This window comes from Nosocomiicoccus sp. HMSC067E10, from assembly GCF_001810835.1.
GTDB lineage: Bacteria > Bacillota > Bacilli > Staphylococcales > Salinicoccaceae > Nosocomiicoccus > Nosocomiicoccus ampullae_A.
Window position 1 is genome coordinate 1 of the sequence record NZ_KV802782.1, and the last position, 23,836, is coordinate 23,836.

Annotated in this window: 24 protein-coding genes and 1 other annotated feature; of the genes, 1 reads left to right on the plus strand and 23 read right to left on the minus strand. The window is 35.8% G+C overall.

From position 1 onward, the window contains the following. Window positions 1-51: 51 nt before the first annotated feature. The 19 genes from aspS to mreC all read right to left on the minus strand — a co-directional run bounded on the left by aspS (window position 52) and on the right by mreC (window position 19,848). Complete coding sequence (gene aspS / locus HMPREF2767_RS08250) at window positions 52-1,809, minus strand: aspartate--tRNA ligase (protein WP_070623906.1); 1,758 nt, start codon at window positions 1,807-1,809, stop codon at window positions 52-54. After that, window positions 1,809-3,065 (minus strand): histidine--tRNA ligase, encoded by a 1,257-nt coding sequence (hisS, locus tag HMPREF2767_RS08255; protein ID WP_070623907.1) that lies wholly within the window; start codon window positions 3,063-3,065, stop codon window positions 1,809-1,811. Before hisS ends, aspS begins: the two co-directional genes overlap by 1 nt. 258 nt (window positions 3,066-3,323) lie before the next feature. Then, window positions 3,324-4,052: an N-acetylmuramoyl-L-alanine amidase family protein gene (locus tag HMPREF2767_RS08260; protein WP_040928786.1), complete on the minus strand. Its 729-nt coding sequence runs from the start codon at window positions 4,050-4,052 to the stop codon at window positions 3,324-3,326. After that, window positions 4,052-4,504, minus strand: coding sequence for a D-aminoacyl-tRNA deacylase (gene dtd / locus HMPREF2767_RS08265; protein WP_070623908.1), 453 nt, complete (start codon window positions 4,502-4,504; stop codon window positions 4,052-4,054). The genes HMPREF2767_RS08260 and dtd overlap by 1 nt, the downstream gene beginning before the upstream one ends. 10 nt (window positions 4,505-4,514) lie before the next feature. After that, on the minus strand, window positions 4,515-6,674 hold the full coding sequence (locus tag HMPREF2767_RS08270; RefSeq protein ID WP_070623911.1) for a RelA/SpoT family protein: 2,160 nt from the start codon (window positions 6,672-6,674) through the stop codon (window positions 4,515-4,517). A gap of 63 nt (window positions 6,675-6,737) precedes the next feature. Next, on the minus strand, window positions 6,738-7,256 hold the full coding sequence (locus HMPREF2767_RS08275) for an adenine phosphoribosyltransferase (protein ID WP_068128169.1): 519 nt from the start codon (window positions 7,254-7,256) through the stop codon (window positions 6,738-6,740). 68 nt (window positions 7,257-7,324) lie between these two features. Beyond that, complete coding sequence (gene recJ, locus HMPREF2767_RS08280; protein ID WP_068128166.1) at window positions 7,325-9,571, minus strand: single-stranded-DNA-specific exonuclease RecJ; 2,247 nt, start codon at window positions 9,569-9,571, stop codon at window positions 7,325-7,327. 47 nt (window positions 9,572-9,618) lie between these two features. Beyond that, on the minus strand, window positions 9,619-11,898 hold the full coding sequence (gene secDF, locus HMPREF2767_RS08285; protein WP_083302103.1) for a protein translocase subunit SecDF: 2,280 nt from the start codon (window positions 11,896-11,898) through the stop codon (window positions 9,619-9,621). Window positions 11,899-12,002: 104 nt separating this feature from the next. Further along, entirely contained in the window at window positions 12,003-12,260 is a 258-nt protein-coding gene (gene yajC, locus HMPREF2767_RS08290; RefSeq protein WP_068128162.1) for a preprotein translocase subunit YajC, read from the minus strand. A 14-nt stretch (window positions 12,261-12,274) separates the two neighbouring features. After that, window positions 12,275-13,423, minus strand: coding sequence for a tRNA guanosine(34) transglycosylase Tgt (tgt, locus tag HMPREF2767_RS08295; RefSeq protein ID WP_070623913.1), 1,149 nt, complete (start codon window positions 13,421-13,423; stop codon window positions 12,275-12,277). A gap of 7 nt (window positions 13,424-13,430) precedes the next feature. Next, a complete protein-coding gene (gene queA, locus HMPREF2767_RS08300; RefSeq protein ID WP_068128157.1) occupies window positions 13,431-14,453 on the minus strand; it encodes a tRNA preQ1(34) S-adenosylmethionine ribosyltransferase-isomerase QueA in 1,023 nt (340 codons plus the stop codon). Then, the gene (gene ruvB, locus HMPREF2767_RS08305; RefSeq protein WP_040928796.1) at window positions 14,450-15,463 is read right to left on the minus strand and encodes a Holliday junction branch migration DNA helicase RuvB; all 1,014 of its coding nucleotides are present in this window, start codon (window positions 15,461-15,463) and stop codon (window positions 14,450-14,452) included. Before ruvB ends, queA begins: the two co-directional genes overlap by 4 nt. Window positions 15,464-15,480: 17 nt before the next feature. After that, entirely contained in the window at window positions 15,481-16,074 is a 594-nt protein-coding gene (ruvA, locus tag HMPREF2767_RS08310) for a Holliday junction branch migration protein RuvA (RefSeq protein WP_070623915.1), read from the minus strand. Window positions 16,075-16,082: 8 nt separating this feature from the next. After that, the gene (gene obgE / locus HMPREF2767_RS08315; protein WP_070623918.1) at window positions 16,083-17,363 is read right to left on the minus strand and encodes a GTPase ObgE; all 1,281 of its coding nucleotides are present in this window, start codon (window positions 17,361-17,363) and stop codon (window positions 16,083-16,085) included. 81 nt (window positions 17,364-17,444) lie between these two features. Next, window positions 17,445-17,729 carry a 50S ribosomal protein L27 gene (gene rpmA / locus HMPREF2767_RS08320; RefSeq protein WP_040928799.1) on the minus strand — a complete coding sequence of 95 codons (285 nt, stop codon included), beginning with the start codon at window positions 17,727-17,729 and terminating at the stop codon, window positions 17,445-17,447. Continuing rightward, window positions 17,730-18,053, minus strand: coding sequence for a ribosomal-processing cysteine protease Prp (locus HMPREF2767_RS08325; RefSeq protein WP_068128149.1), 324 nt, complete (start codon window positions 18,051-18,053; stop codon window positions 17,730-17,732). It lies immediately after the preceding gene. Further along, window positions 18,053-18,361: a 50S ribosomal protein L21 gene (gene rplU, locus HMPREF2767_RS08330; protein ID WP_068128146.1), complete on the minus strand. Its 309-nt coding sequence runs from the start codon at window positions 18,359-18,361 to the stop codon at window positions 18,053-18,055. The genes HMPREF2767_RS08325 and rplU overlap by 1 nt, the downstream gene beginning before the upstream one ends. A gap of 11 nt (window positions 18,362-18,372) precedes the next feature. Further along, window positions 18,373-18,445 (minus strand) — a sequence feature (ribosomal protein L21 leader region). A 51-nt stretch (window positions 18,446-18,496) separates the two neighbouring features. Then, window positions 18,497-19,018, minus strand: coding sequence for a rod shape-determining protein MreD (gene mreD, locus HMPREF2767_RS08335; protein ID WP_070623921.1), 522 nt, complete (start codon window positions 19,016-19,018; stop codon window positions 18,497-18,499). A 2-nt stretch (window positions 19,019-19,020) separates the two neighbouring features. Continuing rightward, entirely contained in the window at window positions 19,021-19,848 is an 828-nt protein-coding gene (gene mreC / locus HMPREF2767_RS08340; protein WP_246828785.1) for a rod shape-determining protein MreC, read from the minus strand. Between the two features lie 335 nt (window positions 19,849-20,183). On the opposite strand from mreC, the gene HMPREF2767_RS08345 reads away from it, so the two are divergent. Continuing rightward, a complete protein-coding gene (locus HMPREF2767_RS08345; RefSeq protein WP_070623924.1) occupies window positions 20,184-20,780 on the plus strand; it encodes a hypothetical protein in 597 nt (198 codons plus the stop codon). 54 nt (window positions 20,781-20,834) lie between these two features. Here the strand turns inward: HMPREF2767_RS08345 and HMPREF2767_RS08350 are convergent, their stop codons facing one another. From HMPREF2767_RS08350 to HMPREF2767_RS08960, 4 genes are all read right to left on the minus strand, one after another. Then, window positions 20,835-21,326 carry a dihydrofolate reductase gene (locus tag HMPREF2767_RS08350; RefSeq protein WP_070623927.1) on the minus strand — a complete coding sequence of 164 codons (492 nt, stop codon included), beginning with the start codon at window positions 21,324-21,326 and terminating at the stop codon, window positions 20,835-20,837. Window positions 21,327-21,412: 86 nt separating this feature from the next. Further along, a complete protein-coding gene (locus HMPREF2767_RS08355; RefSeq protein WP_070623930.1) occupies window positions 21,413-21,961 on the minus strand; it encodes a GNAT family N-acetyltransferase in 549 nt (182 codons plus the stop codon). A 107-nt stretch (window positions 21,962-22,068) separates the two neighbouring features. After that, window positions 22,069-22,752 (minus strand): RadC family protein, encoded by a 684-nt coding sequence (radC, locus tag HMPREF2767_RS08360; protein ID WP_144265436.1) that lies wholly within the window; start codon window positions 22,750-22,752, stop codon window positions 22,069-22,071. Continuing rightward, entirely contained in the window at window positions 22,749-23,471 is a 723-nt protein-coding gene (locus tag HMPREF2767_RS08960; protein ID WP_070623933.1) for a prepilin peptidase, read from the minus strand. Before HMPREF2767_RS08960 ends, radC begins: the two co-directional genes overlap by 4 nt. Window positions 23,472-23,836: the final 365 nt, after the last annotated feature.

Below are 23,836 nucleotides of genomic sequence, written 5' to 3' on the forward strand. Positions count from 1 at the left end.
TTTAGTGTCCAACTTTAGGGGTGCACCTCAAATTGCTAAGCTTATTTTTTATTACTTACCTTCTGGTTTAATTTGAAGATGTAATTCGTTTAATTGTCTGTTTGAAACAAACGATGGTGAATCCATCATTAAGTCTTGTGCACTACTTGTTTTAGGGAATGCAATAACGTCACGGATATTATCTGTTTTTGTTAGTAACATAACAAGACGATCTAATCCGTATGCTAAACCACCATGTGGTGGTGCTCCATATTTAAATGCTTCGATTAAGAAACCAAACTGATCGTGCATTTCTTTTTCAGAGAAACCAAGTGCTTTGAACATTTTCTCTTGAAGTTCAGGATCAGAAATACGTATTGACCCTCCACCGAGTTCATAACCGTTTAATACGATGTCATAAGCATTTGCTTTTACTTTTTCTGGTGTTGTTTCTAGTAGCTCGATATCTTCTTCTTTTGGTGACGTAAACGGATGGTGTGCTGCAACAAAGCGTTCTTCCTCTTCATCGTATTCAAATAATGGCCAATCTGTAATCCATACGAAGTTGTATTTATCTTCGTCGATTAACTCTAACTCTTTACCAAGTTTATTTCTTAAGTTACCTAGACTTGCATTTACAACAGATGCTTTATCTGCGCCGAAAAATACGAGGTCATTGTCTTCAACGCTTAATAGTTCTTTTAATTCTGCTTGTTTTTCATCGTCAAAGAATTTAGCGATTGGACCTGAGAATGCTTCGTCGTTATATTTTAACCAAGCAAGTCCTTTAGCCCCGTATAATTTTACATACTCTTCAAGAGCCTCAATATCTTTTCTAGAGTATTTGTCTGCATTGTTTTTAACGACGATTGCTTTAACGATTCCACCGTTTTCAACTGTTGATTTAAATACTTTAAAGTCAACATTCTTACTAAATTCGCTAAGTTCTACAAGTTCCATATCAAAACGTGTATCCGGCTTATCTACACCATAACGTAACATCGCATCATCATATGTCATGCGTGCAAATGGTGTTTCAATGTCTAAGCCTTTGACTGTTTTAAATACGTGTTTTAATAAACGTTCGTTTAAGTCGATCATATCTTCAACGTCAGTGAAAGATTTTTCGATATCCACTTGAGTGAACTCTGGTTGACGGTCACGACGTAAGTCTTCGTCACGGAAACATTTTACAATTTGATAATATCTTTCAAAACCACTTAACATAAGTAGTTGCTTATAAATTTGTGGTGACTGTGGTAATGCATAAAATTCACCGTGGTGAATACGTGACGGTACTAAATAGTCACGTGCACCTTCTGGTGTTGATTTAGATAAAAACGGTGTTTCAACATCTACGAAAAATTCGTCATTTAAAAATTCACGAATTGCTGCAGTAGTTTTATGGCGTGTTCTTAATGTTTCTTGTAAACGTTGACGTTTTAAATCGACGTAACGATATTTTAATCTGACGTCTTCACTTACGTCTTCATCTTCAATTTGAAATGGTGGAGTTTGCGCTTTAGATAACACTTTAAGTGTATTTGCAACGACTTCTAACTCACCTGTTTTAATGTTTTCGTTCACTGTCGACGGGTCACGTTTAACGACTTCACCAGTTACTTCGATGACGTACTCTGAGCGTAGTGTGTCTGCAATTTCTGTTGCTTCTTGATTGTCTTGATTAAAAACAACTTGTACGACGCCTGAAGCATCTCTTAAGTCGATAAAGATTAACCCACCTAAGTCACGACGGCGTTGTACCCAGCCTTTTAATGTTACAGTTTCGTTTAATTGTTCTAACGTTTCTAATACGAGTGTTCTACTCATTATTTAATAGCCTCCTGTAAGTTTTCAATTGAAGTTTCCACTTCTTCTCCTGTTGCCATATGTTTTAATTTGACTTGACCAGTTTCAAGTTCATTTTCACCTAATACAATTGTATAAGTCGCACCTTTACGGTCTGCATCTCTAAACTGAGCTCCGACACCACGAGCTTTATAATCCATATCGACAGTCAATTTATTTTTTCTTAACCGTGATAATAACACGCTCGCATAGTCTCTTGCTTCTTCCCCTATCGTCACAACATATAAATCTAGCGTGTGAGGGTTTTTAATCTCTATACCTTCTGCTTCAAGTGCAAGTAGCAATCGTTCAATAGATAAAGCAAATCCGATACCTGTTTCTTTCGGACCGTCTAACATTTCTACTAAACCGTTATATCGACCACCACCTGCGAGCGTAGTAATCGAACCAAAACCATCTGAAGTACTCATTAATTCAAATGCAGTATGTGTGTAATAGTCGAGTCCACGAACTAAATTCGGATCTTCGACGTATTTAATACCGATTTTGTCGAGTTGAGATTTTACTTTTTCGTAATACGACAGTGATTCTTCATTTAAGTAATCAGTGATTTTTGGTGCTGTCGCCATTAACGGGTGATTTTTATCTTTTTTACAGTCTAATATTCTCATTGGATTTGAATCGATTCGTGACTGACAGTCAGAACAAAACTCATCAATACTCGGTCTAAAATGTTCTTGAAGTGCTTTTTGATACTCTTTACGACTATCAAAGTCACCAATTGAGTTAATGTGTAGCTCTAAATCTTTTAAACCAAATGACTCGTAAAACGCCATCAGCATGCTTAAAATTTCAACATCGATTAACGGATTTTCAACACCGATCGCTTCTACACCGAACTGAACGAACTGTCTGTAACGCCCTTTTTGTTGACGTTCGTATCTGAACATCGGCTGATTGTAGAAGACTTTAATCGGTTGATTGGGGTCGCCGTACATTTTGTTTTCAATATAACTACGTACGACCGGTGCTGTACCTTCAGGACGAAGTGTCATACTTCTATCGCCTTTATCTTTAAACGTATACATTTCTTTATTGACGATATCTGTCGTATCCCCAACAGCTCTTACGAATAAATCCGTACTTTCAAAAATTGGCGTTCTAATTTCTTGGTAATTGTACTTTTCACAAACGTCTTTAAGTGTGTCTTCAATAAACTGCCACTTATAAGAATCTTTCGGTAAAATATCTTGCGTACCGCGTGGTATTTGTATCATAGATTTCCCTCCATAAAAATATCCCTTATACCGCTTATGGTATAAGGGACGAATATATCGTGGTGCCACCCTAATTTAGTAATGGTTTACTCTTCATTAAAAATTATTTTATTAATATATAGAAGTGTCTGTAACATTTTAAAATGCGTCATTCTCACCAAACATGACGTCTCTGCTCGCTCATTTTTAAAAGTACTTCTTCTATAATTAGATTATATAAATTATAAATTAATATCGTACTTATAGTCAAATGTTTATCTACTCTTCAAGATATATTTCTAAGCCATCTAATAGTCCTTTAACTAAACGATTTTGATAATCGTCAGTATTAAGTAAATAATCATCAACGTCGTTACTTAAAAATCCGAGTTCGACTAACGTTGCAGGATAATCGAGTTGTTCTGTTACTTGATATCCCATAACTTCAACGCCATTATTCGGTAACAGTGCGTAACGGTCTAAACCTTCATTCATAGCAGTTGCTAAGTCTTTTTGGTTATCATGAGTATAGAATGTTTTAAAGCCAGTAGGTTCTGGAGATTCAAACGCATCACTATGAAGTGAGATAAAAATATCTCCTTCGACTTCACGATCATCGAGTTCTACTGTTTTATTCGAGTTACGAATCATCACGACTTTTGCATTCGATTGTTTTAACACTTTTTCTAACTTTAGCGCAACGGATAACACAATCGTTGCCTCGTTTTCACCATAATATGACGGTGCCCCTGGATCTGTACCACCGTGTCCAGGGTCAATGACGATTGTTTTTCCTTTAAAGTCATATTTCTTTTCTGTAAAATCAATTGTTATATTTTGATAATTATTTTTTGGTTCATATGATTTTACGATGTAAATAAATGAAAAAATAAATATTAAAGACGTTACAAATATAAATAACGGTTTTACATATACATGCTTTTTTGTTTTAAGAAACCAAATTAAAAATTGGCCGACCTTTTTTAAGAATGCCTTTAGTCCATTCATTAAATAATCTTACCTTCTTTGGCTTCATATATAATAGTAATCGGCCCACTATTAGTGAGCCGCACATTCATATGCGCTCCGAAAAATCCAGTTTTAACGAGCACCCCTTCTTCTCTTAGTTGCTCATTAAAGTATTCATATAGCTCGTTTGCATGCTCTTTACTCGCAGCACCGACAAACGATGGACGGTTTCCTTTTCTGACATCTGCATATAACGTAAACTGAGAAATACTTAAAATCTCTCCTCCGACATCTTTGATCGACAAGTTAATTTTTCCGTCGTTATCTTCAAACACTCTTGCCTTTACAATCTTTTCAGCAAGTTTTTTTGCATCTTCTTTCGTAGATGTCTCACTCACACCGACGAGTAACATATATCCCGTTTGGATTTCATTATATAACTCGTTTGTAATGACTGAAGCATGACTTACTTTTTGTAATACGACTTTCACTTATAACACCTCATTTAAACACGCGCTCAACACTATAAATATCTTTTAAATTTTTAATTTTATCGACGATACGATGTAAATCTGGTTTAGATTGAACCATAATCGAAATATTCACTTTCGCATGGTTACTCGCATTCGTTTGGCCACTCACTTGAGTAATCGGAACTTTCTCACTTGACACGAGGTTTAATATTTCATTGACTAAACCATTACGATCGAATCCGTGGATTTCTAAATTCACTTTATAGCGTGCTTTGTCTTCGATACTTCCGACCCATGAAACGTCGATTAAACGTTCTGTTTCATTTTGAATGTTCGCACAACTTTTGACGTGAACTTTAACACCATGGCCTTTTGTTATATAACCGACGATGTCATCTCCTGGAACCGGGTTGCAACATTTTGCAAGGCTCACGAGCATACCGTCTAATCCTTCAACAATTACTCCAGACTCTGAAGTCGTTTGTTTAAAGTCTTTTTTACGTTCTACTTCAAGAACAGGTGACGTATCTTTTTGTTTTAAATGACTCGTCAAACGGTTCACGATTTGCTGTGGTGTTACACCACCATATCCAACCATTGCATATAGATCATCGATTTGATTTAAATTATAACGCTCTAACACTTGAGCGACTGTTTTTTCAGTTAATGCTTCTTCTAGTTTAAAACCGTTTAACTTAATTTCTTCTTCAACTTGTAGGCGACCTTTTTCAACGTTTTGTTCACGGTCTTGCTTTTTAAAGAACGCTCGTATTTTATTTTTAGAGCTCGATGACTTTACGAGATTTAACCAGTCTAAACTTGGTCCGTATGACTGTTTGCTCGTACGAATTTCGACGATATCACCAGTATTTAACGTAAAATCAATCGGTACAATTTTACCGTTTACTTTTGCTCCGACCATCTGATTTCCGACTTCTGAGTGTACAGAATACGCAAAATCAATCGGCACTGCACCTTGTGGTAACTCGACGACGTCACCATTTGGTGTAAATACATAGATCTTATCAGATAACATATCGCTCTTTAATGCATCCATAAATTCTTCAGCATCTGTATAAGACGATTCATTATCGACAATTTCTTTTACCCAGCTATTCGTCGGTGCACTTAACTTTTGACCTTCTTTATATGCCCAGTGTGCAGCGACCCCGTGCTCTGCGATTTCGTGCATTTCAAACGTTCGAATTTGTATTTCAAGCGGATCCCCGTTTGGGCCTACAACTGTCGTGTGTAGTGACTGGTACATATTTTGTTTCGGCATTGCGATATAGTCTTTAAAACGACCAGGTACCGGTTTCCAAATCGTATGGATAATACCTAGTACTGCATAACAGTCTCTAATATCATCGACGAGTACGCGTACAGCGAGTAAATCAAAAATTTGGTCAAATTGTTTATGTTGGTCTTCCATTTTACGGTAAATACTATAAATATGTTTTGCGCGACCAGATAAACTATGTTTGATATGTGATTTTGATAATTCACTTTCGATTTGTTCAATCGCTTTGTTAATGATAACTTCACGTTCGCTACGTTTCTTTTTCATATAACTAACGATTCTAAAATATGCACTTGGATCGATATAGCGTAATGAGATATCTTCTAATTCCCATTTAATACTCGAGATACCGAGTCGGTTCGCAATCGGTGCGTAAATTTCAAGCGTTTCTTTAGAAATTCGAATTTGCTTTTCCTCAGGCATCGCTTTTAACGTACGCATATTGTGCAGTCTATCTGCGAGCTTTACTAAAATTACTCGAACATCTTTTGCAATTGCAACGAACAATTTTCTATGGTTTTCTGCTTGTTGCTCTTCTAGTGAACGGTACTTTACTTTTTCTAACTTCGTTACACCGTCAACAATTACCGCAACTTCTTCATTGAACATATTTACTAAATCTTCATGAGTATACGGCGTATCTTCTACAACGTCGTGTAAAAATCCTGCGACAATCGTCGCTACATCGAGCTTTAACTCTGCTAAAATTCCTGCAACTTGGACTGGATGTAAAATATACGGCAATCCATTTTTTCTAAATTGACCATCATGAGCTTTTTCAGCAAGATCATAAGCATCTTTAACCATATTTAACTCATCATCATTCATATATGCACTACATAAATTAAATACATCTTCAGCAATATATGGGTATTCTTTATCACTCATGATCTCACTTCCTTTAAAAGTCTTGTTATGTAAAAGTGCCTGATTGCTCAGGCACTATAATTATTATTCATTATATTCTAATAATGAGATAATTTCATAGTCTTTAATTTTATCTCGACCATTTAAATAGTTTAACTCGATTAAAAACGCGAGTCCGACTACGATACCACCGAGCTCTTCAACAAGATGAATCGCCGCTTCAATCGTTCCACCAGTAGCAAGTAAGTCATCTGTAATTAACACACGTTGACCTTTTTTAATTGCATCTTTATGAATTTCAAGTGTGTTTGTACCGTATTCTAAATCATACTCATAAGAGATCGTTTCTCTCGGTAGCTTATTTGGTTTACGCACTGGCGCAAAGCCAATACCTAACTTATAAGCAACTGGACATCCGATAATAAATCCTCGTGCTTCCGGTCCAACGATAATATCGACGTCTTTATCTTCAGCGAATTTAGCAATTTGATCTACCGCGTAGCCAAATGCTTCACCGTTATCCATAATAGTCGTAATATCTTTAAACTGTACGCCAGGTTTTGGCCAGTTTTCTACTTCAGAAACATACTGTCGTAAATTCATTTAATAATCTCGCACCTTTACATTTAATACTATTATTTTAACATAATTCATACGTATACACATCGTTTTTATTCGTTTATTAGCGTTTCAATATATGTTTTTAACTCTGGTCTCGAGGACATTTTTAAAATCGTCTCCGCATTTAACTTTTCACTAAGTTGTTTAAAATATTTCGATTCGATGACGACGAGATCAGACGTTAAATCCTCATTGTAAAAAATGACGCCTTCATTTAATTTAACACGATTTAAATCATCTAAAACATTTAATACTTTGACGAGCATATCCATAGTAATATTATGTTTTTTTGCAAATTGTGGTGCATATTTTTTTAAGTCAATCGCACCATTTTCAGCATTAATAATCGTTTCATACACATGTTCAATCGTTTGAACTTTAGGAATCCCACTAAAGAATAAATTATCTTTATCATCAAAAATAGCGACGAGTTTTGAAGTTTTTAATTGCTTCACTGATGCTTCAAAATTTTGTATAGAAATTGGCAAATCTCTAAAAATCACTTGGTCAACGTTATAAATAATCGTCTCACCGTAATGGAAATAGTTATCACCGAGCTTTTCTTTATCTTCAGCGATAAAGAAAATATCACTCTTTTTATTAATACGTTTAAAGTTTTGATTGTTTTTTGAACGCATATCAAATAGCTGCATATCTTTAATTTCAGCGTCATTTAATACGAGTTGAACTTTTTCTACACCGTTAAACTCGTTGATACCGAGCGTTCCAATCATGTAAATTTTCTCGCCTTGAGATGTCTCGTTGTATAATTCCCCGTAGTTAAATCCGATGACTTCAAAACTATAATCGTAAAGCGTCATTTTTAAATGCTTGTTATCAACTCCGAGCTGGCGAATCGAATCAATTCGTGCGCCACTTATCATGACTGTTGGTGCTAAAAATCCATGTCCAAACGGTCGCAATGCATTTAATGCCTTAATATCATCTGTCGTAACGTTCTTGTTCGTTAGCTTTAAATCAACATCTCTAGTCGGTTTTGATGAAGATCCTTTGTCGTTCATGTACGCTGTTAATTCATCTTTAAAATCGTCCATGGATTCTATTGGTACTTTAATACCAAACGCTTGATTATGTCCGTGTGCAACATGAGACACTTTTAAATGTGATAATTCTTGAAGTAGTTCTATCGTATTAATTGAACGCGCACTTCCAGTGTATACATCTTCATCTTTTGTCAGTAAAATTGCCGGTACACCGTATGCTTCAACTATTTTAGAAGCAACGATTCCTAACACACCAGGATGCCATAAATCACCGTAAATGACGTGAATGTTATCGTCAGCATTTAAAAACTCTACCGCTTCAGCGTACGTATCCTCAACCATTTGCTTCCTAGTATCATTTAACATCTCTATTTCTGTAGCTATCATTTCCGCTTCACTATAACTTTCTGAAAGTAAGAGAGATACTGATATACTCGCTTCGTCTATACGACCCGTTGCATTTAAACGCGGTGCAATCGTAAAACCGACCGTCTCTTCGGTAATTTCACCTGAAGATTTCGCGGCATTCAACAGTGCTTTTACACCAATATTCGTATGACTGTTTAAATAATCTAACCCATGAATGACAAAATATCGATTCTCATCAAACATCGGCACCATATCTGCAATCGTTCCGATCGCAACAAGGCCAATAAATTCATCTTCAACGTATCCTAGCGCTTCAATCACTTTATAAGTAATACCGACCCCGGCTAAGTTGTTACATGGATAATTTCCATTTGGATGATTCGGGTGAATGATAACTGCATTTGGCATTTCCTCACTAAATTCATGGTGATCGATGACGATTACGTCTATATCATTCTCTCTTAGTAATTCAATTTCTTTAATATGTGTGACCCCATTATCAACTGTAATTACTAAGTCAAAATTCCCGATGACTTCTTCTTGTAGTAAATCGTAATTTAAACCATAACCGTGATCGACACGATTTGGGATAAAGAAATACACGTTTATATTTCGTTTTTTTAACGCTTTATAAAGAATCGTCGTACTCGTAATTCCATCCGCATCATAGTCCCCGTATATTAAAATTCGACTTTGATTGTTAACATGCTCCTGGATTAACTCTGTCGCTTTGTCGATATCATATATGAGTGACGGTGAATGTGTTTCTGGTTCTAATATTTTCTTTAAATCATCTTCAGATGTGAACCCACGATTTTCTAAAATATGTTGACTGAGTTCACTTAATTTATATCGTTCGATAAGTTCGTCTGTAATAGACGATTCATTTTCATTTAAAATCCAATGATATGTTGACTCGTACATATAATCATCCTTTAAAAAACGTCTAGGCGATTTGCCTAGACGTTATTTTATACTAATACTTTATCGTCATTACTACGTTTTTCTTCGTATACAACTAGTTTACCACCATTTTTACGAAGTTGTCTCTTTTTAAGAACACCCCATAATTGAATTGCGATAAATAGAGATGAGTATACACCACTAATTAAACCAACGAGTAACGCAACTGAGAACGTAAAGATCGATTCGCTTCCCATAAATACGAGGAAAACAACGACGATGATTACAGTAATTACTGTGTTTAATGAACGTGTCATCGTTTGTCTTAATGACGTATTGATGAGGCGATTAATATCGTCTTCACTATGATATACTTTCATCTTTTTATTGTTTTCACGAATACGGTCTAACGTAACAATCGTATCGTTAATTGAGTAACCGACGATTGTCAGTACTGCGGCAATAAATGTAATATCGACTTCTAATCTAAAGAAACTGAATACCGCAATCATTACAAATACGTCATGAAGTAGAGCGAGAACAGCCGGTAATCCCATACGCCATTCAAAACGAATCGTTACGTATATAATAATCGCAACTGACGCTATAAGTAATGCTTTAATTGCGTTTTTAACGAGCTCTTGTCCAACGACTGGACTCACTGTACTCGTCATCGGAGTTTCGCCATACTTCTCTTCAAAGAACGATTGTAACTCTGCAATTTGGTTTTTATCTAAATCTTTTGAGTAGCGCGCAACAACTGTCTTATCCCCTGACTTCGTTAAACTTTCTGGCTCTAGTCCAAGTTCAACTAAATCATCTCTTACAGACTGTTCTGTCGTATTAGACTCAGCGACAATATCTGCACGTGTACCACTCGTAAAGTCGATTCCGAGGTTCAGTCTATATATTGATAAAATAGCGATTCCTGCTACGATAATGAGACCACTTAATAGGAAGAATTTCTTCGCATGTTCTGCAAATTTTAGTCCATCCCAAACAGTCGTTAGTTCTTGAACATTTACCCCTTCACGAATGTTATGGATATGCTTTTTCTTTAAACCGAATAACTGCGGTTTGTTGTCCATCCAGCCAGATGAAACGAGTAAACGCATCAGTACGCGAGTTAAGAATACTGCTGTAACGAAACTCATTAAAATAGATAGTAAGAGCATCGTCGCGAATCCTTTAACGCTAGACGTACCGAATATGAATAAAATAATCGCAGCGATTAACGTCGTTAAGTTCGCGTCAATAATTGTCCATAATGACTGATTCGCACCTTTTTTATACGATTCTTTAATACTTCGTCCGATTCGTATTTCTTCTTTTATACGTTCATATAAAATAATATTTGCGTCAACGGCCATACCGACCCCTAATATTAACGCTGCAATACCAGGGAGTGTTAACACACCGCTAATTAAGTTAAACATTACGAGCGTTAAGTAAATGTACACGACGAGTGTAACTGACGCAATGAGTCCTGGTACTCTATAGAAAATAAGCATATAAATGAGTACGATTGCGACACCAATTAAACCTGCTGTTACAGTTTTATCGAGCGCCTCTTCACCAAACTGTGCGCCGACACTTGTCGAATAAATTTCAGTTAACTTAACAGGTAACGCACCAGAGTTTAGTAATGCTGCAATGTTTTGAGCACGTTGTAACCCTTCTTTATCACCAAACCCTCCAGAAATCATTACTTCTGTTGAGTTAATTGGCTTATCCACTGAAGCTGCTGAAATATATTTAGAATCTTCTTTTTTGGCTTCTTCAACGAAAGAGTCGACGCCTTCTTCAAAGTCCATCCAAATAACTAAAAGATTTGCTCCTTTCTGTTTTTCAGAAATTTCTTTTGTTATTTCATGGAACTTACTTGCATCTTTTAATTTTAAAGATACTATCGGTTGGTTTAAATCGTCATACCCTTGACTCGCCCCACCTTGTACTAAATCTTTACCGGATAGTAAAACATTATCTTCAACGTCACGAATTGTAAGTTCTGCTTGCGTTGAAAGTAATTCACGTGCTTCTTGTTGGTTTTCAACTCCGGCAAGTTGTACTCGGATACGATTTCCTTCTTCTATTTGAATGTTCGGTTCAGATACACCGAGTACGTTTACACGTGAATCTAGTGTTGAAGCTGTCGCTTCGACATCTTTTTGTTCAATCGTATCGTCTTTTTCTAGTGGCTCAACTTGGTAAAGTACCTCAAATCCACCTTGAAGGTCTAAACCTAAGTTAACGTCTTTAACTATGTCTTTATAAGTAAGCCCAATCGCTGTACCTAAAAGTACGACGATGAGTAACATACTTATAATTCTACTTGGTTTCTTTTTCACAGTGTCACCCTTTTTATGTTATGTAAATTAATATATACATTATAACGATAATTTGGTTAAAACTAAATATAAATTAAAAAAAGCCGACATTTGTCGACTTTCAATTACTTAGTTACTTGATGTAATGCACGGCGTTCAAATTTTAAAGTTGTGCCTTCATCGACTTTTAAATACATGTAGTTCGCATCGAAAGATTCAACGACACCTGTAAGGCCTCCGATTGTTACAACTTCATCACCTTTTTGTAAACCTGCTTGCATTTCATTAATTTGTTTTTGACGCTTTTGTGCTGGACGAATCATTAAAAAATACATCACAGCAAAAATCGCGATAAATGGTAGTAAAGTTACTAGTAAATCCACGTGATTCCCTCCTCTTAAAAGTTTTTAGCATTTTCTTTATTAAGTCCGTATGTTTCAAAGAAATATTCTTTAAAATCTAAAAGACTGTCATTTAATATTGCTTGACGAACGTCACTCATCAAGTTTAACAGAAAATGTAAGTTATGATAAGTCGTAAGTCTAGCACCGAACATTTCATTTGCTTTAAATAAGTGCCTGATATAAGCACGCGTATAATTACGGCACGTATAACAATCACAATTTGGATCGAGCGGACTAAAATCACGGCTATATTTTTGATTTTTAACGACGAGACGTCCTTGACTCGTCATCGTCGTACCATTTCGTGCGATTCGTGTCGGTAATACACAGTCAAACATATCGATACCACGAATGACTCCTTCAATTAACGCATCCGGTGAACCAACACCCATTAAATATCTCGGCTTATCAAACGGTAATAACGGGACCGTTTCTTCTAACATTTCATACATTAATGGTTTTGGTTCTCCGACAGATAATCCGCCGATAGAATATCCAGGAAAATCTAACGACGTAATTTCTCTCGCACTTTGCTTTCTTAAATCGCTATATTCTCCACCTTGAACGATTCCAAATAACGCTTGTTTTTTATCGTTTCCAGATTTCACATGGTAATTTAACCCACGCTCTGCCCATCGTGTCGTACGTTCTAACGAATCTTTAACGTATTCACGAGTTGCTGGAATTGGTGCACATTCATCAAATGACATAATAATATCTGCACCTAAATCGTGCTGAATATCCATTGCCTTTTCAGGCGTTAAAAATAACTTTGAACCGTCTAAATGACTTCTAAAGTGTACGCCTTCTTCTTCGATTGTACGAATGTTCGATAAACTAAATACTTGGAATCCACCAGAGTCTGTTAAAATCGGTTTTTGCCAGTTCATAAAATTATGAAGCCCACCCGCTTCTCGTACGAGATCACTGCCTGGTCTTAACCATAAGTGATATGTATTCGATAAAATAATCTGACTACCCATTTCTAATAATTCTTCTGGTGACATCCCTTTTACTGTTGCGAGTGTCCCGACAGGCATAAATATTGGTGTATCAATAATGCCGTGCGGCGTATGTAAACGCCCAGCACGTGCACCAGACTGTTTACACGTATGAACGTGTTCATATCGTATTGCCATAATTTCACCTCTAAATGATTAACATCGCATCGCCAAAACTAAAGAAGCGATACTCTTTTTCTACCGCATGATTGTATGCTTTTAAAATATTTTCTCGTGTAGAAACCGTACTTACGAGCATTAATAATGTCGATTTCGGTAAATGGAAATTTGTAATAAGACCGTCTACAGATAATATTTCTTGACCCGGATAAATAAATATATCCGTCCAATCACTCGTTGCTACGAATTTTTTATACGTTCTAAAATTCGCTTCTAACGTACGCGTCGACGTTGTGCCAACACTAATAATACGATGGCCCTTTTCTTTTGCTTCGTTCAGTCTTTTAGCAGTAGATTTTTCAATTGAATAAAATTCGCTATGCATATCATGCTCTTCAACGTTTTCTACTGCGACTGGTCGAAATGTACCAAGTCCAACGTGAAGCGTAATGTAGACGATATCTACACCTTTTTCTTTTATTTGACTAAGTAACTCAGTCGTAAAGTGAAGCCCAGCAGTCGGTGCAGCTGCACTTCCGCTATGTTTTGAAAATACAGTTTGATATCTTTCGTTATCTTCTAATTGTGCTTTAATGTATGGTGGAAGTGGCATTTCACCAAGTCCATCTAACACTTCTTCTAAAATACCATCATATTGAAGTTTTACGATATAAATACCGTTGTCATGCTTTTCTAACGGAGTTGCTGTTAGTTCACCGTCACCAAACACTATTTCCGTTCCAACATGCACACGTCTCGCAGGTTTAATGAGTACTTTATATCCATTCGTTTCAGGATTAAGTAATAACATTTCAACGTGACCGCCACTGTCTTTTTTATGTCCGTGGAGTCGCGCAGGTAGTACGCGTGTATTATTTAATACGAGAACGTCATCTTTTTTTAAATAATCGATTATATTATAAAAATGACGATCTTCCATTTCACCAGTCTCTCTATCTAACACTAATAACTTAGAATCCGTACGATTTTTAAGCGGATGTTGTGCGATGAGTGATTCTGGTAAGTGAAAATCAAAATCGGTTAATTTCATGATTCATTATCCTCTATATGTTTGTGTCGTTTAAAATAGTCATAACTTTTTGCTGTCGCTTCACGACCTCTTGGTGTACGTTGTAAAAATCCACGTTGGATTAAATACGGTTCGTATACGTCAATTAACGTGACGACTTCTTCACCTATTGATACAGCGACTGTTTCTAAACCGACAGGACCTCCGCCATACGTATCGATAATTGTCGTCATGACTTTATGGTCGATCGGATCGAGTCCTTCTTCATCGACTTCTAAAACGCGTAGTGCATCATTCGTCGTTTCTAGTGAAATCGACGCTTCACCTTTCACCATTGAGAAATCACGAACGCGTCTTAATAAGCGGTTCGCAATACGCGGAGTTCCGCGACTTCTTCTCGCGAGTTCGTATGCAGACGTTTCATCGATTTTCACGTCAAAAATATCCGCGGTACGTTCAACAATCGTTTGTAACGCGTCGTTTGAGTAGTATTCTAATCGTAATTGTATTCCGAAACGGTCTCTAAGCGGTGCGGATAAACTCCCAAAACGCGTCGTTGCACCGACTAACGTAAATGGTGGTAAGTCAATACGAATACTTCTCGCTTCATCTCCTTGACCGATGACAACGTCAATAAAATAATCTTCCATCGCAGAATATAAAATTTCTTCGACGATACGCGGGAGCCTGTGAATTTCATCGATAAATAAAACATCTCCAGGTTCTAAGCTCGATAAAATCGCCGCTAAATCTCCCGCACGTTCAATTGCAGGACCTGCAGTCGTTCGTATATTTACGTTCATTTCATGCGCAATAATATTTGATAACGTAGTTTTACCAAGCCCCGGTGGACCGTGTAAAATAACGTGATCGAGTGGTTCCTCACGCATCTTTGCCGCATCTATAAAAATTTGTAAATTCCTTTTAATCGTATCTTGACCGATATATTGTGATAAATATAACGGGCGAAGCGATAACTCTTCTCTCGCTTCACCTTCTATTAGCGACTGATCTAAAATTCTATCGTCCATGATTATCGTCTCCTGTTCTATTCAACGATATGTCTTAAACTTAATTTCACTGCATCTTCGACAGTTGTGAGTTCTTGCTTCGATAAATATTTTTCTAACGATTTTAACTCACGTTTGCTGTATCCGAGTGCTTTTAATGTTTCAAGTGCTTCCTCTACAATGACGTCGTTTGAACGCGTTGATTGCTGTAGTTTTACCTCAGCTTTAAAGTCTGCTTTTAACTTCCCTTTTAAATCTAAAATGATTTGTTGAGAGGTTTTCTTACCTATACCAGGGAATTTTTGTAAATACTTTTGATCTTCGTTTTCAATCGCATTTACGACTTCAGACGGTGTTGACGTCGCGAGAATTGCGAGCGCACTTTTTGGTCCAATTCCAGTCACTTTTAATAGCGACTGAAACATTTCCTTTTCACTTATACTGCTAAACCCATATAGCGTGAGACTATCTTCACGAACGATTTGTTCAACGTAAATACGCGTCTCTTGATTTAAATACTTTTCAAAATGATAAGGATTTGCAGCAACGATTAAATACCCAATACCAGCTGTTTCCAGTGTCACATAATTCGCATGAATTTCTGTGAGCGTGCCTTTAATATACTGATACATATTTTCACCTATTCAATAAATTCAAATTCAAAGTCTTTAATTCTAACGACATCTCCAGATTGTACGCCTTTTTCTCTTAACGCGTCATCGATACCCATCGAACGCATTTGGCGAGCAAATCTTCTGACTGCTGCGTCACGCGAGAAGTCTGTACGCATAAATAGCGTTTCGATTTCTTTACCGTGAATTTCAAATGTTCCGTCCATACCGCGTTTAATTTCAAACGGTGCTTCTTGTTTTTCATGTCGATACACGACGCGCACGTCTTGGTCTATTGTTTCTTCTTCCTCTTCAGGGACATAATTTTCTAACGTTTCGATAATTAAATCGTTTAACGCTTGAATACCTTCTCCAGTCACTGCTGAAATTTCAACAATTTTAGAATCCGTCTCGACTTCACGTTTAAATCGTTCAATATTTTCTCTATCTTGAAGTACTTCGATTTTATTTAAAGCGATAATTTCTGGTCGTTTTAATAATTTCTCGTTGTATTCTTTTAATTCATTGCGAATGATTTTATAGTCCTCCACCGCATCTCTATACTCTGTTTCTGCGATGTCGATGACGTGTACGAGAACTTTAGTACGTTCGACGTGTCTTAAAAACTGTATTCCAAGACCTGTTCCGTCAGCAGCACCTTCAATTAACCCTGGTAAGTCCGCCATAACAAATGACTTATCTCTAACGATTACAACACCTAAATTCGGTTGAATCGTTGTAAATGGATATGACGCAATTTTTGGTGTCGCGCGAGATACACGACTTAATAACGTCGACTTTCCAACACTTGGAAATCCTACTAAACCGACGTCCGCCATTAACTTTAATTCTAATATAAGGTCGAATTCTTCTCCTGGTTCTCCACCTTCAGCAAAATCTGGTGCTGTATTTCTACTCGATACAAAACGAGAGTTCCCTCGTCCACCACGACCACCTTTTGCGATGACTGCACGCTGAGTATGTGTCGTTAAATCTGCAATGACTTCTTCAGTTTCAGCATTTTTAACTACTGTACCTGGTGGTACTTTTAAAATCATCGGTTCACGACTTTTACCGTGTTTATTTGAACTCATACCAGATTCACCGTGCTCTGCTTTAAAGTGACGCTGATATTTAAAGTCCATTAACGTATTAAGCCCTTCGTCGACTTCCATAACGATGTCTGCACCGTTACCACCGTCTCCACCTGCTGGGCCACCCATAGGTTCATATTTTTCTCTTCGGTACGCAACGATTCCATTACCACCGTTTCCTGCTTTTACATAGATCTTCGCATAATCTGCAAACATACCGACACCTCCATTCTTATCTATTATACATAATATACTGACATAAAAAAAAGCATCAGCGAATCGCTGATGCCTGTTTTATTACGCTTCGTAAACAGATACGCGTTTTTTGTTACGTCCAACGCGCTCAAATCTTACGACTCCATCTACTTTAGCAAATAATGTGTCGTCTCCACCTCTACCAACGTTTACACCTGGATGAATTTTAGTTCCGCGTTGACGGAATAAAATTGAACCACCTGTTACAAATTGGCCATCTTGGCGTTTCGCACCAAGACGTTTCGCGTGAGAGTCACGACCGTTTCTAGTAGATCCTACCCCTTTTTTCGATGCGAAAAATTGTAAGTCTAATGTTAATTTAAACATTCAGTCCACCTCACTTTTAGTTACCTTAATATAGTCTTTATACGATTGTTCTATAGTTTCGAGTGATATAATCATCGTTTTAAGTATTAGATCTACAGATTGGTCGTATTCTTTTACTTCTAAAAAGAAATACCCACCATCATTATTGATATCTAACACCGGTTCGACATCTGTCAATTGAAATATCGCATTCGTGTTTCCGAATACTACACTAGACGCTCCAGCACAAACGATATCTTGTCCATGTTCTCCATAATCGGCATGGCCAGACATTTCTATGCTTTTAACAACGTCATCTTTCAACTTGACTTCAACATGAACCATTACGCATCAATCTTTTCGATTGTAACTTTTGTGAATGGCTGACGATGACCTTGTTTACGTAAGTAGTTCTTTCTACGTTTGAACTTAACGACGTGGATTTTCTTGCCACGGCCTTGTTGTTCAACTTTCGCAGTTACTGTAGCACCTTCAACGATTGGCGCACCGACTTTAACGTCGTCTCCACCAACTAAAAGTACGCGATCAAAAGTAACTGTGTCACCTTCATTAGCGTCAAGCTTTTCAACGAAGATTGTTTGACCTTCTTCTACTTTAACTTGTTTACCGCCTGTTTCGATGATAGCAAACATACTTTACACCTCCTAATTATAAGACACGCCATATAGGTGGATTAAATAATCACTTAAACCTGTTCTGAGCGGTTGATGTTTACAAATTCATCAACTTCTAAAGTATACACATACTAACTACTCGAGTCAATCTTTTTATGCATGTTCTGTGAATACATTTTTTCTTATTTTTCTTAAAACGAGTACAAAGATGAGAAGTGGTATATATAGTAATGCGTTTAATAATAAACTCGGCACTGCACGTAACGCAATATAATCAAACAGTGGTAAATCTACATATCCAATCACTTTGTATATTCCGTATATATAAAAATCAAATAAAAACGTATTGACGATAACGACAAAGAATAGCCCTATCATATCTCTATAGAATACTCTAAATGCCGAATGCATAAATAATACAAATGCGACAAATCCAAATAAATGAATACCGTAAATTGAACCTGTATATAAATCTAAAATGACTCCGAATACGATGCTAAAAAATATGCTATATGATCGCCCGAAGTAAATCGATACGAGTAATAACATCATAAATAATAACTTCGGTACAAAATATACATCTGAACCTAACAGTGAGAACGGACTCACTGAAGCGAAACTAAAATCTAAAAACAATACAGTAAAGAATCCGATAAATAAAAAAATTGAACGCATCGTTATTCCTCACCTACAGTTTCAGGCTCACGTTTAATGACAAATATCATGTCGAGTTCATTAATATCGCTGTCCATTTTAACACTTGCATTTTTGCTTAGGCCATATCGGTCGTTGACCGAATCGACAACTTCACCGACGATAATCCCTTCTGGGAAAATACCCGTTAAACCGGATGTATATACTTTTGATCCTTCTTTAATTTTACCGTCGTTGACGATATTACCGACGAGTAACGTATTTCCATTTTCATCATAACTTTGAATCGTACCATAATGTCGCTTATCTCCGTTATGTATTTCAACAGAAATGTTTTTCTTTGCAGCGTCTGTCGTAATCATTTCAATAAAACTTGAACTTCCATTCGCACGTTTTACGACCCCAATCAGACCTTTTGGCGTCATAACGGCCATACCTTCAGATACACCGTGCTTCGTTCCTTTATCGATAGTAAAACTATTTAACCATTGATCTGGCGAACGTGAAATTACACGTGCATTAATTGTTTCATAGTCGATTTTAGAAGATACATCGAGTGCTTCTTTTAATTTTTCATTTTCTTCTTCAAGGCGTTTTAAATCCGCTTCAAGTTGCGGTAACATATCTAACTTAGCCTCAAGTTCTTTTTCGTTTTTTGACGGTCCGAATATAAAACCTAATAAGTTAAACGGAGTTTTCATTACTTTTTGTGTCGTAGCTGTCGCATCTCCAACGAACATCTCCGCCTTTGTCGTATGTGTACGATCAGATATAGAAAATCCTATTAATAAAATAAGGAGGATGACTGAAAAGACAATCGTAATCATTTTATTCTTATTAAAAAACTTCAAAACTCCACCCCCATAATTATCATTATTTTACCATATCTAATTGTAAAATATATGCGTTTAAAAGTTTATATTAAATAAAATTCGAGATAAACTTGCATTTCTCTAAACATTAAAATATAATGAGAATATATTAGACATAGAGAACGACAGTGCCTAGCAAATGTCACTCACCGATAGCACGCCTAAGTGCTAGATATCATATTATTATCTGTTAAATGTAGACTCAGAACGTCTACGTCAAAGACCCACTAAATCGCCAATTTAGTGGGTTTTATTTTGTAATAATGTACATAAACCGATACACTAGTAATCGTAATATAAAACGGAGGCTAAGCATGACACTTAAAACTTTCATCATTGTACTCATCATCACACAAATATATTTTGCATACCATGCTTTCCTATTTAAAAAGAAAGAACAGCCTATGGTCAATGTAAAAGATGATAAAGCAGAAATTAACGGTCAAGAAGTGAATACAAAAATATATTCGTTCGTCTTAAACTACGGTCCACAAATGCGCAGACACTTTAACAACATTTGGTTTGTCATTGCGTTTTTCATCATCGGTTCAATCGTCATCGCACCATCGATGCCAGACTATGCGAGATACGGTAGTAATTTAACGTTTGTCATTCCAAACTTAATATTATTTGGACTTATCGTATCAGCATTAACAATTATCATTAATGTACTTTTAAAAGAATATATGATTGCAGGGACAGCACTATTTAACGCAATCGCGATGTATATCGCATATTTCCAAATGAACTTAACATTAAATATGGACGGCTTTACTGAATTCGTATTAACACTTGTACTTGTATTTAACACAAATAAAATGTTAAAACTTCATAATGGCACGTATCCATTCTTTACGTGGACGATGTTAAATCACCTCATTGCGTCAACGTTAGTGCTACTATTAATGTAAAAAACCCCTAGAGTTTGAATATCGAAACTCTAGGGGTTTTTAATTCTAATCACTCTATTTTCTTTTCCATATTTCAAAAGTATGGGGATGCTTGTTATTTTCATCTACATTACCGTCCCAAGACTTTTCAAGTTCAAATTCATTGTAATCAAAGTCATCAGGAAAATATACGTTACCATCGAATTCGTCATGAATTACCGTACGGTATAAATAATCAACATCGTCTTCAAAGATTTTAAATAAGCTTACACCGCCGATAATATAAAAATCTTCAGCGTACTTTTCATATAACTCTAAAACTTCTTTTTTACTATTAACGACAATCGCACCAGGTGCTTCATAATCTGGATTATGAGTTAACACGATATTACGTCGACCTTTTAACGGACGGTTCGGTATTGACTCATAAGTCGCGCGGCCCATGACGACGTCTCCTTGCATCGTTACTTCTTTAAAAAACTTTACATCTGCAGGAAGACTCCACGGTAGTCTGTCTCCTTTACCAATTAGGCCATTTTTATCTTCAGCATATACATAAGCAAGCATAGAGTCACCTCATTCTATGTTTTTTGTACTCTTATACCCTCTTATTCAAAAATTAAAAACAAGTGCTTTTTTATTAATTATAAACGTTAATTTAAGTCCACCCACTCATCTTTTAACATCCCATAAACCACATGGTCGACGTAGTGATCATATAACCACTCGACTTGTCTTAAAATTCCCTCTTCAGTAAATCCGAGTCTTTCAGGAATTTTACGACTTTTAAAATTTTCAGTTGCAACTCTTATTTCTATTTTATTTAAACGAAACTCTGTAAAACCAATATCCATTAATGCTCGAACAACTTTTGTCATAATACCATGCCCTTGAAACTCCTCGCCAAGAAAATAACCGATTTGACCAATACGACTTGTCCAGTCAAACGAGTTAAAACTCGCTATACCAGAGACTTTACCTTTAAAAATAATTGCTGTAACTAAACTCTTATTATCTACATAATTTTGCATGGAAGACTTAATAAAATCTTTCGTATCATCTACTTTTTTAATAAAAATAGGCCACGGTAACCACTCTTTCAGATAATCACGTGACTTATCCGTCAATTCAAAAATAGCATCCGCATCACGATGATCCACTAACTTCAAAGAAATATCATCGTCAACTTTATATGTAAACATAGGAACACCACCTCAATAGTTATTATGTATAAAATTAATGTTCTGTAATTTTAACATAAAATATTAAAGAATAGTGAGTCAGAAACCCCTATGTAATCATTACTGGATTAAAAACAATCCATCTCTTTCAGGCTAATGTATTTACCATTACCAATGATAATGTGATCTAAAAAGTCGATACCAATGAGTTCACTACTCATTTTAAGTCGTTTACTTACTTCAATATCTTCACTAGAAGGTGTTGGGTCTCCACTCGGATGATTGTGGACACATATAAAAGCTGCCGCACTTCTTTTGACCGCTTCTTTAAAAATTTCTCGTGGATGAACTACCGTTGTATTAAGTGATCCTTTAAATACTGTTTCTTGATGAATCACTTTATATTTAGTCGATAAATATAAGACGACAAAATGTTCTTGTTGGAAATATCTCATTTTCTCCATTAAAAGTTTCGATACGTCATCTGGAGAATGAATGAATACATCATCTTCTAAGCTATGACTATGCATTCTTATAGCAAGTTCAATCACTGCCAATATTTTTATCGCTTTAGCTTCACCGATACCATTAATCTTAGTCAGCTCCTGATACGTAACATCTCTTAAATCGCTGATTTTCTTTAAATTCTTTAACACATTATCTGCGAGTGTTAAGCTGCTCTCATTCCGACTGCCGGTATTTATAATGATTGCTAAAAGTTCTCGATTCGTTAAATTATCAGCGCCGTATATTTTTAATCGTTCTCTCGGTTTATCGGAAGACATCATTTCTTTAATCATTAAATCGTTCATAAGAAACCTCCAAAATATATAGTTGATAAATCATCATAAATAATAAAAGTTAGAATAGTACTAGTTGCCACAAAAGGTACATATGGTATTTTACGGTTATCTGAATTCTTTATAATCTCCATAATAATCACGTAAAACCCACCGACTATAAATGAAAATAACAAGATAAAACTAAATAACAACGTAGGAGTGATTAAAGTTATCACAGACAGTAACTTTATATCTCCATAGCCGATTTTTTTATCAAACAGAATATAAATAACATGAGCTAAAGTTATAATAATCAGATCGTCTATTACATCTACATAATTAAATCTCGTTACATAGAGACCTGTTGTTAAAAGTATAACTAACGTAAAATTAGGTATTTTATAATGCTTAAAATCGTATAACGCAAGAGGTGCTAGAAATACAATCAATAAGTAATAAAGTGAAAAATCTCTAAACTGTATGTAAACTAAACTTGGAACTATAAAGAGCAGTGCAAGTACAACTTCTGAACACACATAAATAAAAGGTATATATCTGTGGCACTTATTACATCTGCCCCTCGACAATATATATCCAAAGATCGGTATGAGTGCAACAGCATCTATCGTATGATTGCAATGATTACACTTACTTCTTCTGAATAAAAACTTAAAGTTAAAACTCTTTTCCTCTAACACAACAAATATAAATGAAGCGAGTATCCCTCCAGTTATTAATAATAAAAGAATACGACCACCTCCAAAATGTTGCCCTAACTATATTCCATACGTTCAAGAATGTAAAATTGCAATTTTTGAAAAATAGCTTTTTATCTCTACAGTATTTAAAAAACTGTCAGGAAAATCCTGCAGCACTTGAATAATCGTAAGTTTTATAGATAAAATTAGAAAAAAGCGCTCTAAATAATTTTAGAGCGCCTCATTATGAAGATTTTTATTCTTCTTATTTACATATTTTGCTCCTTGGAACGAATTTTTGTTAGATATAATCATTTATTTAACAAAAACGGATCTAAAATCATAAAATATGTTAAATATAATTTTTTATCTAACAAAAAGGGGCCAAAACAATAAAATCTGTTAAATATATCCAT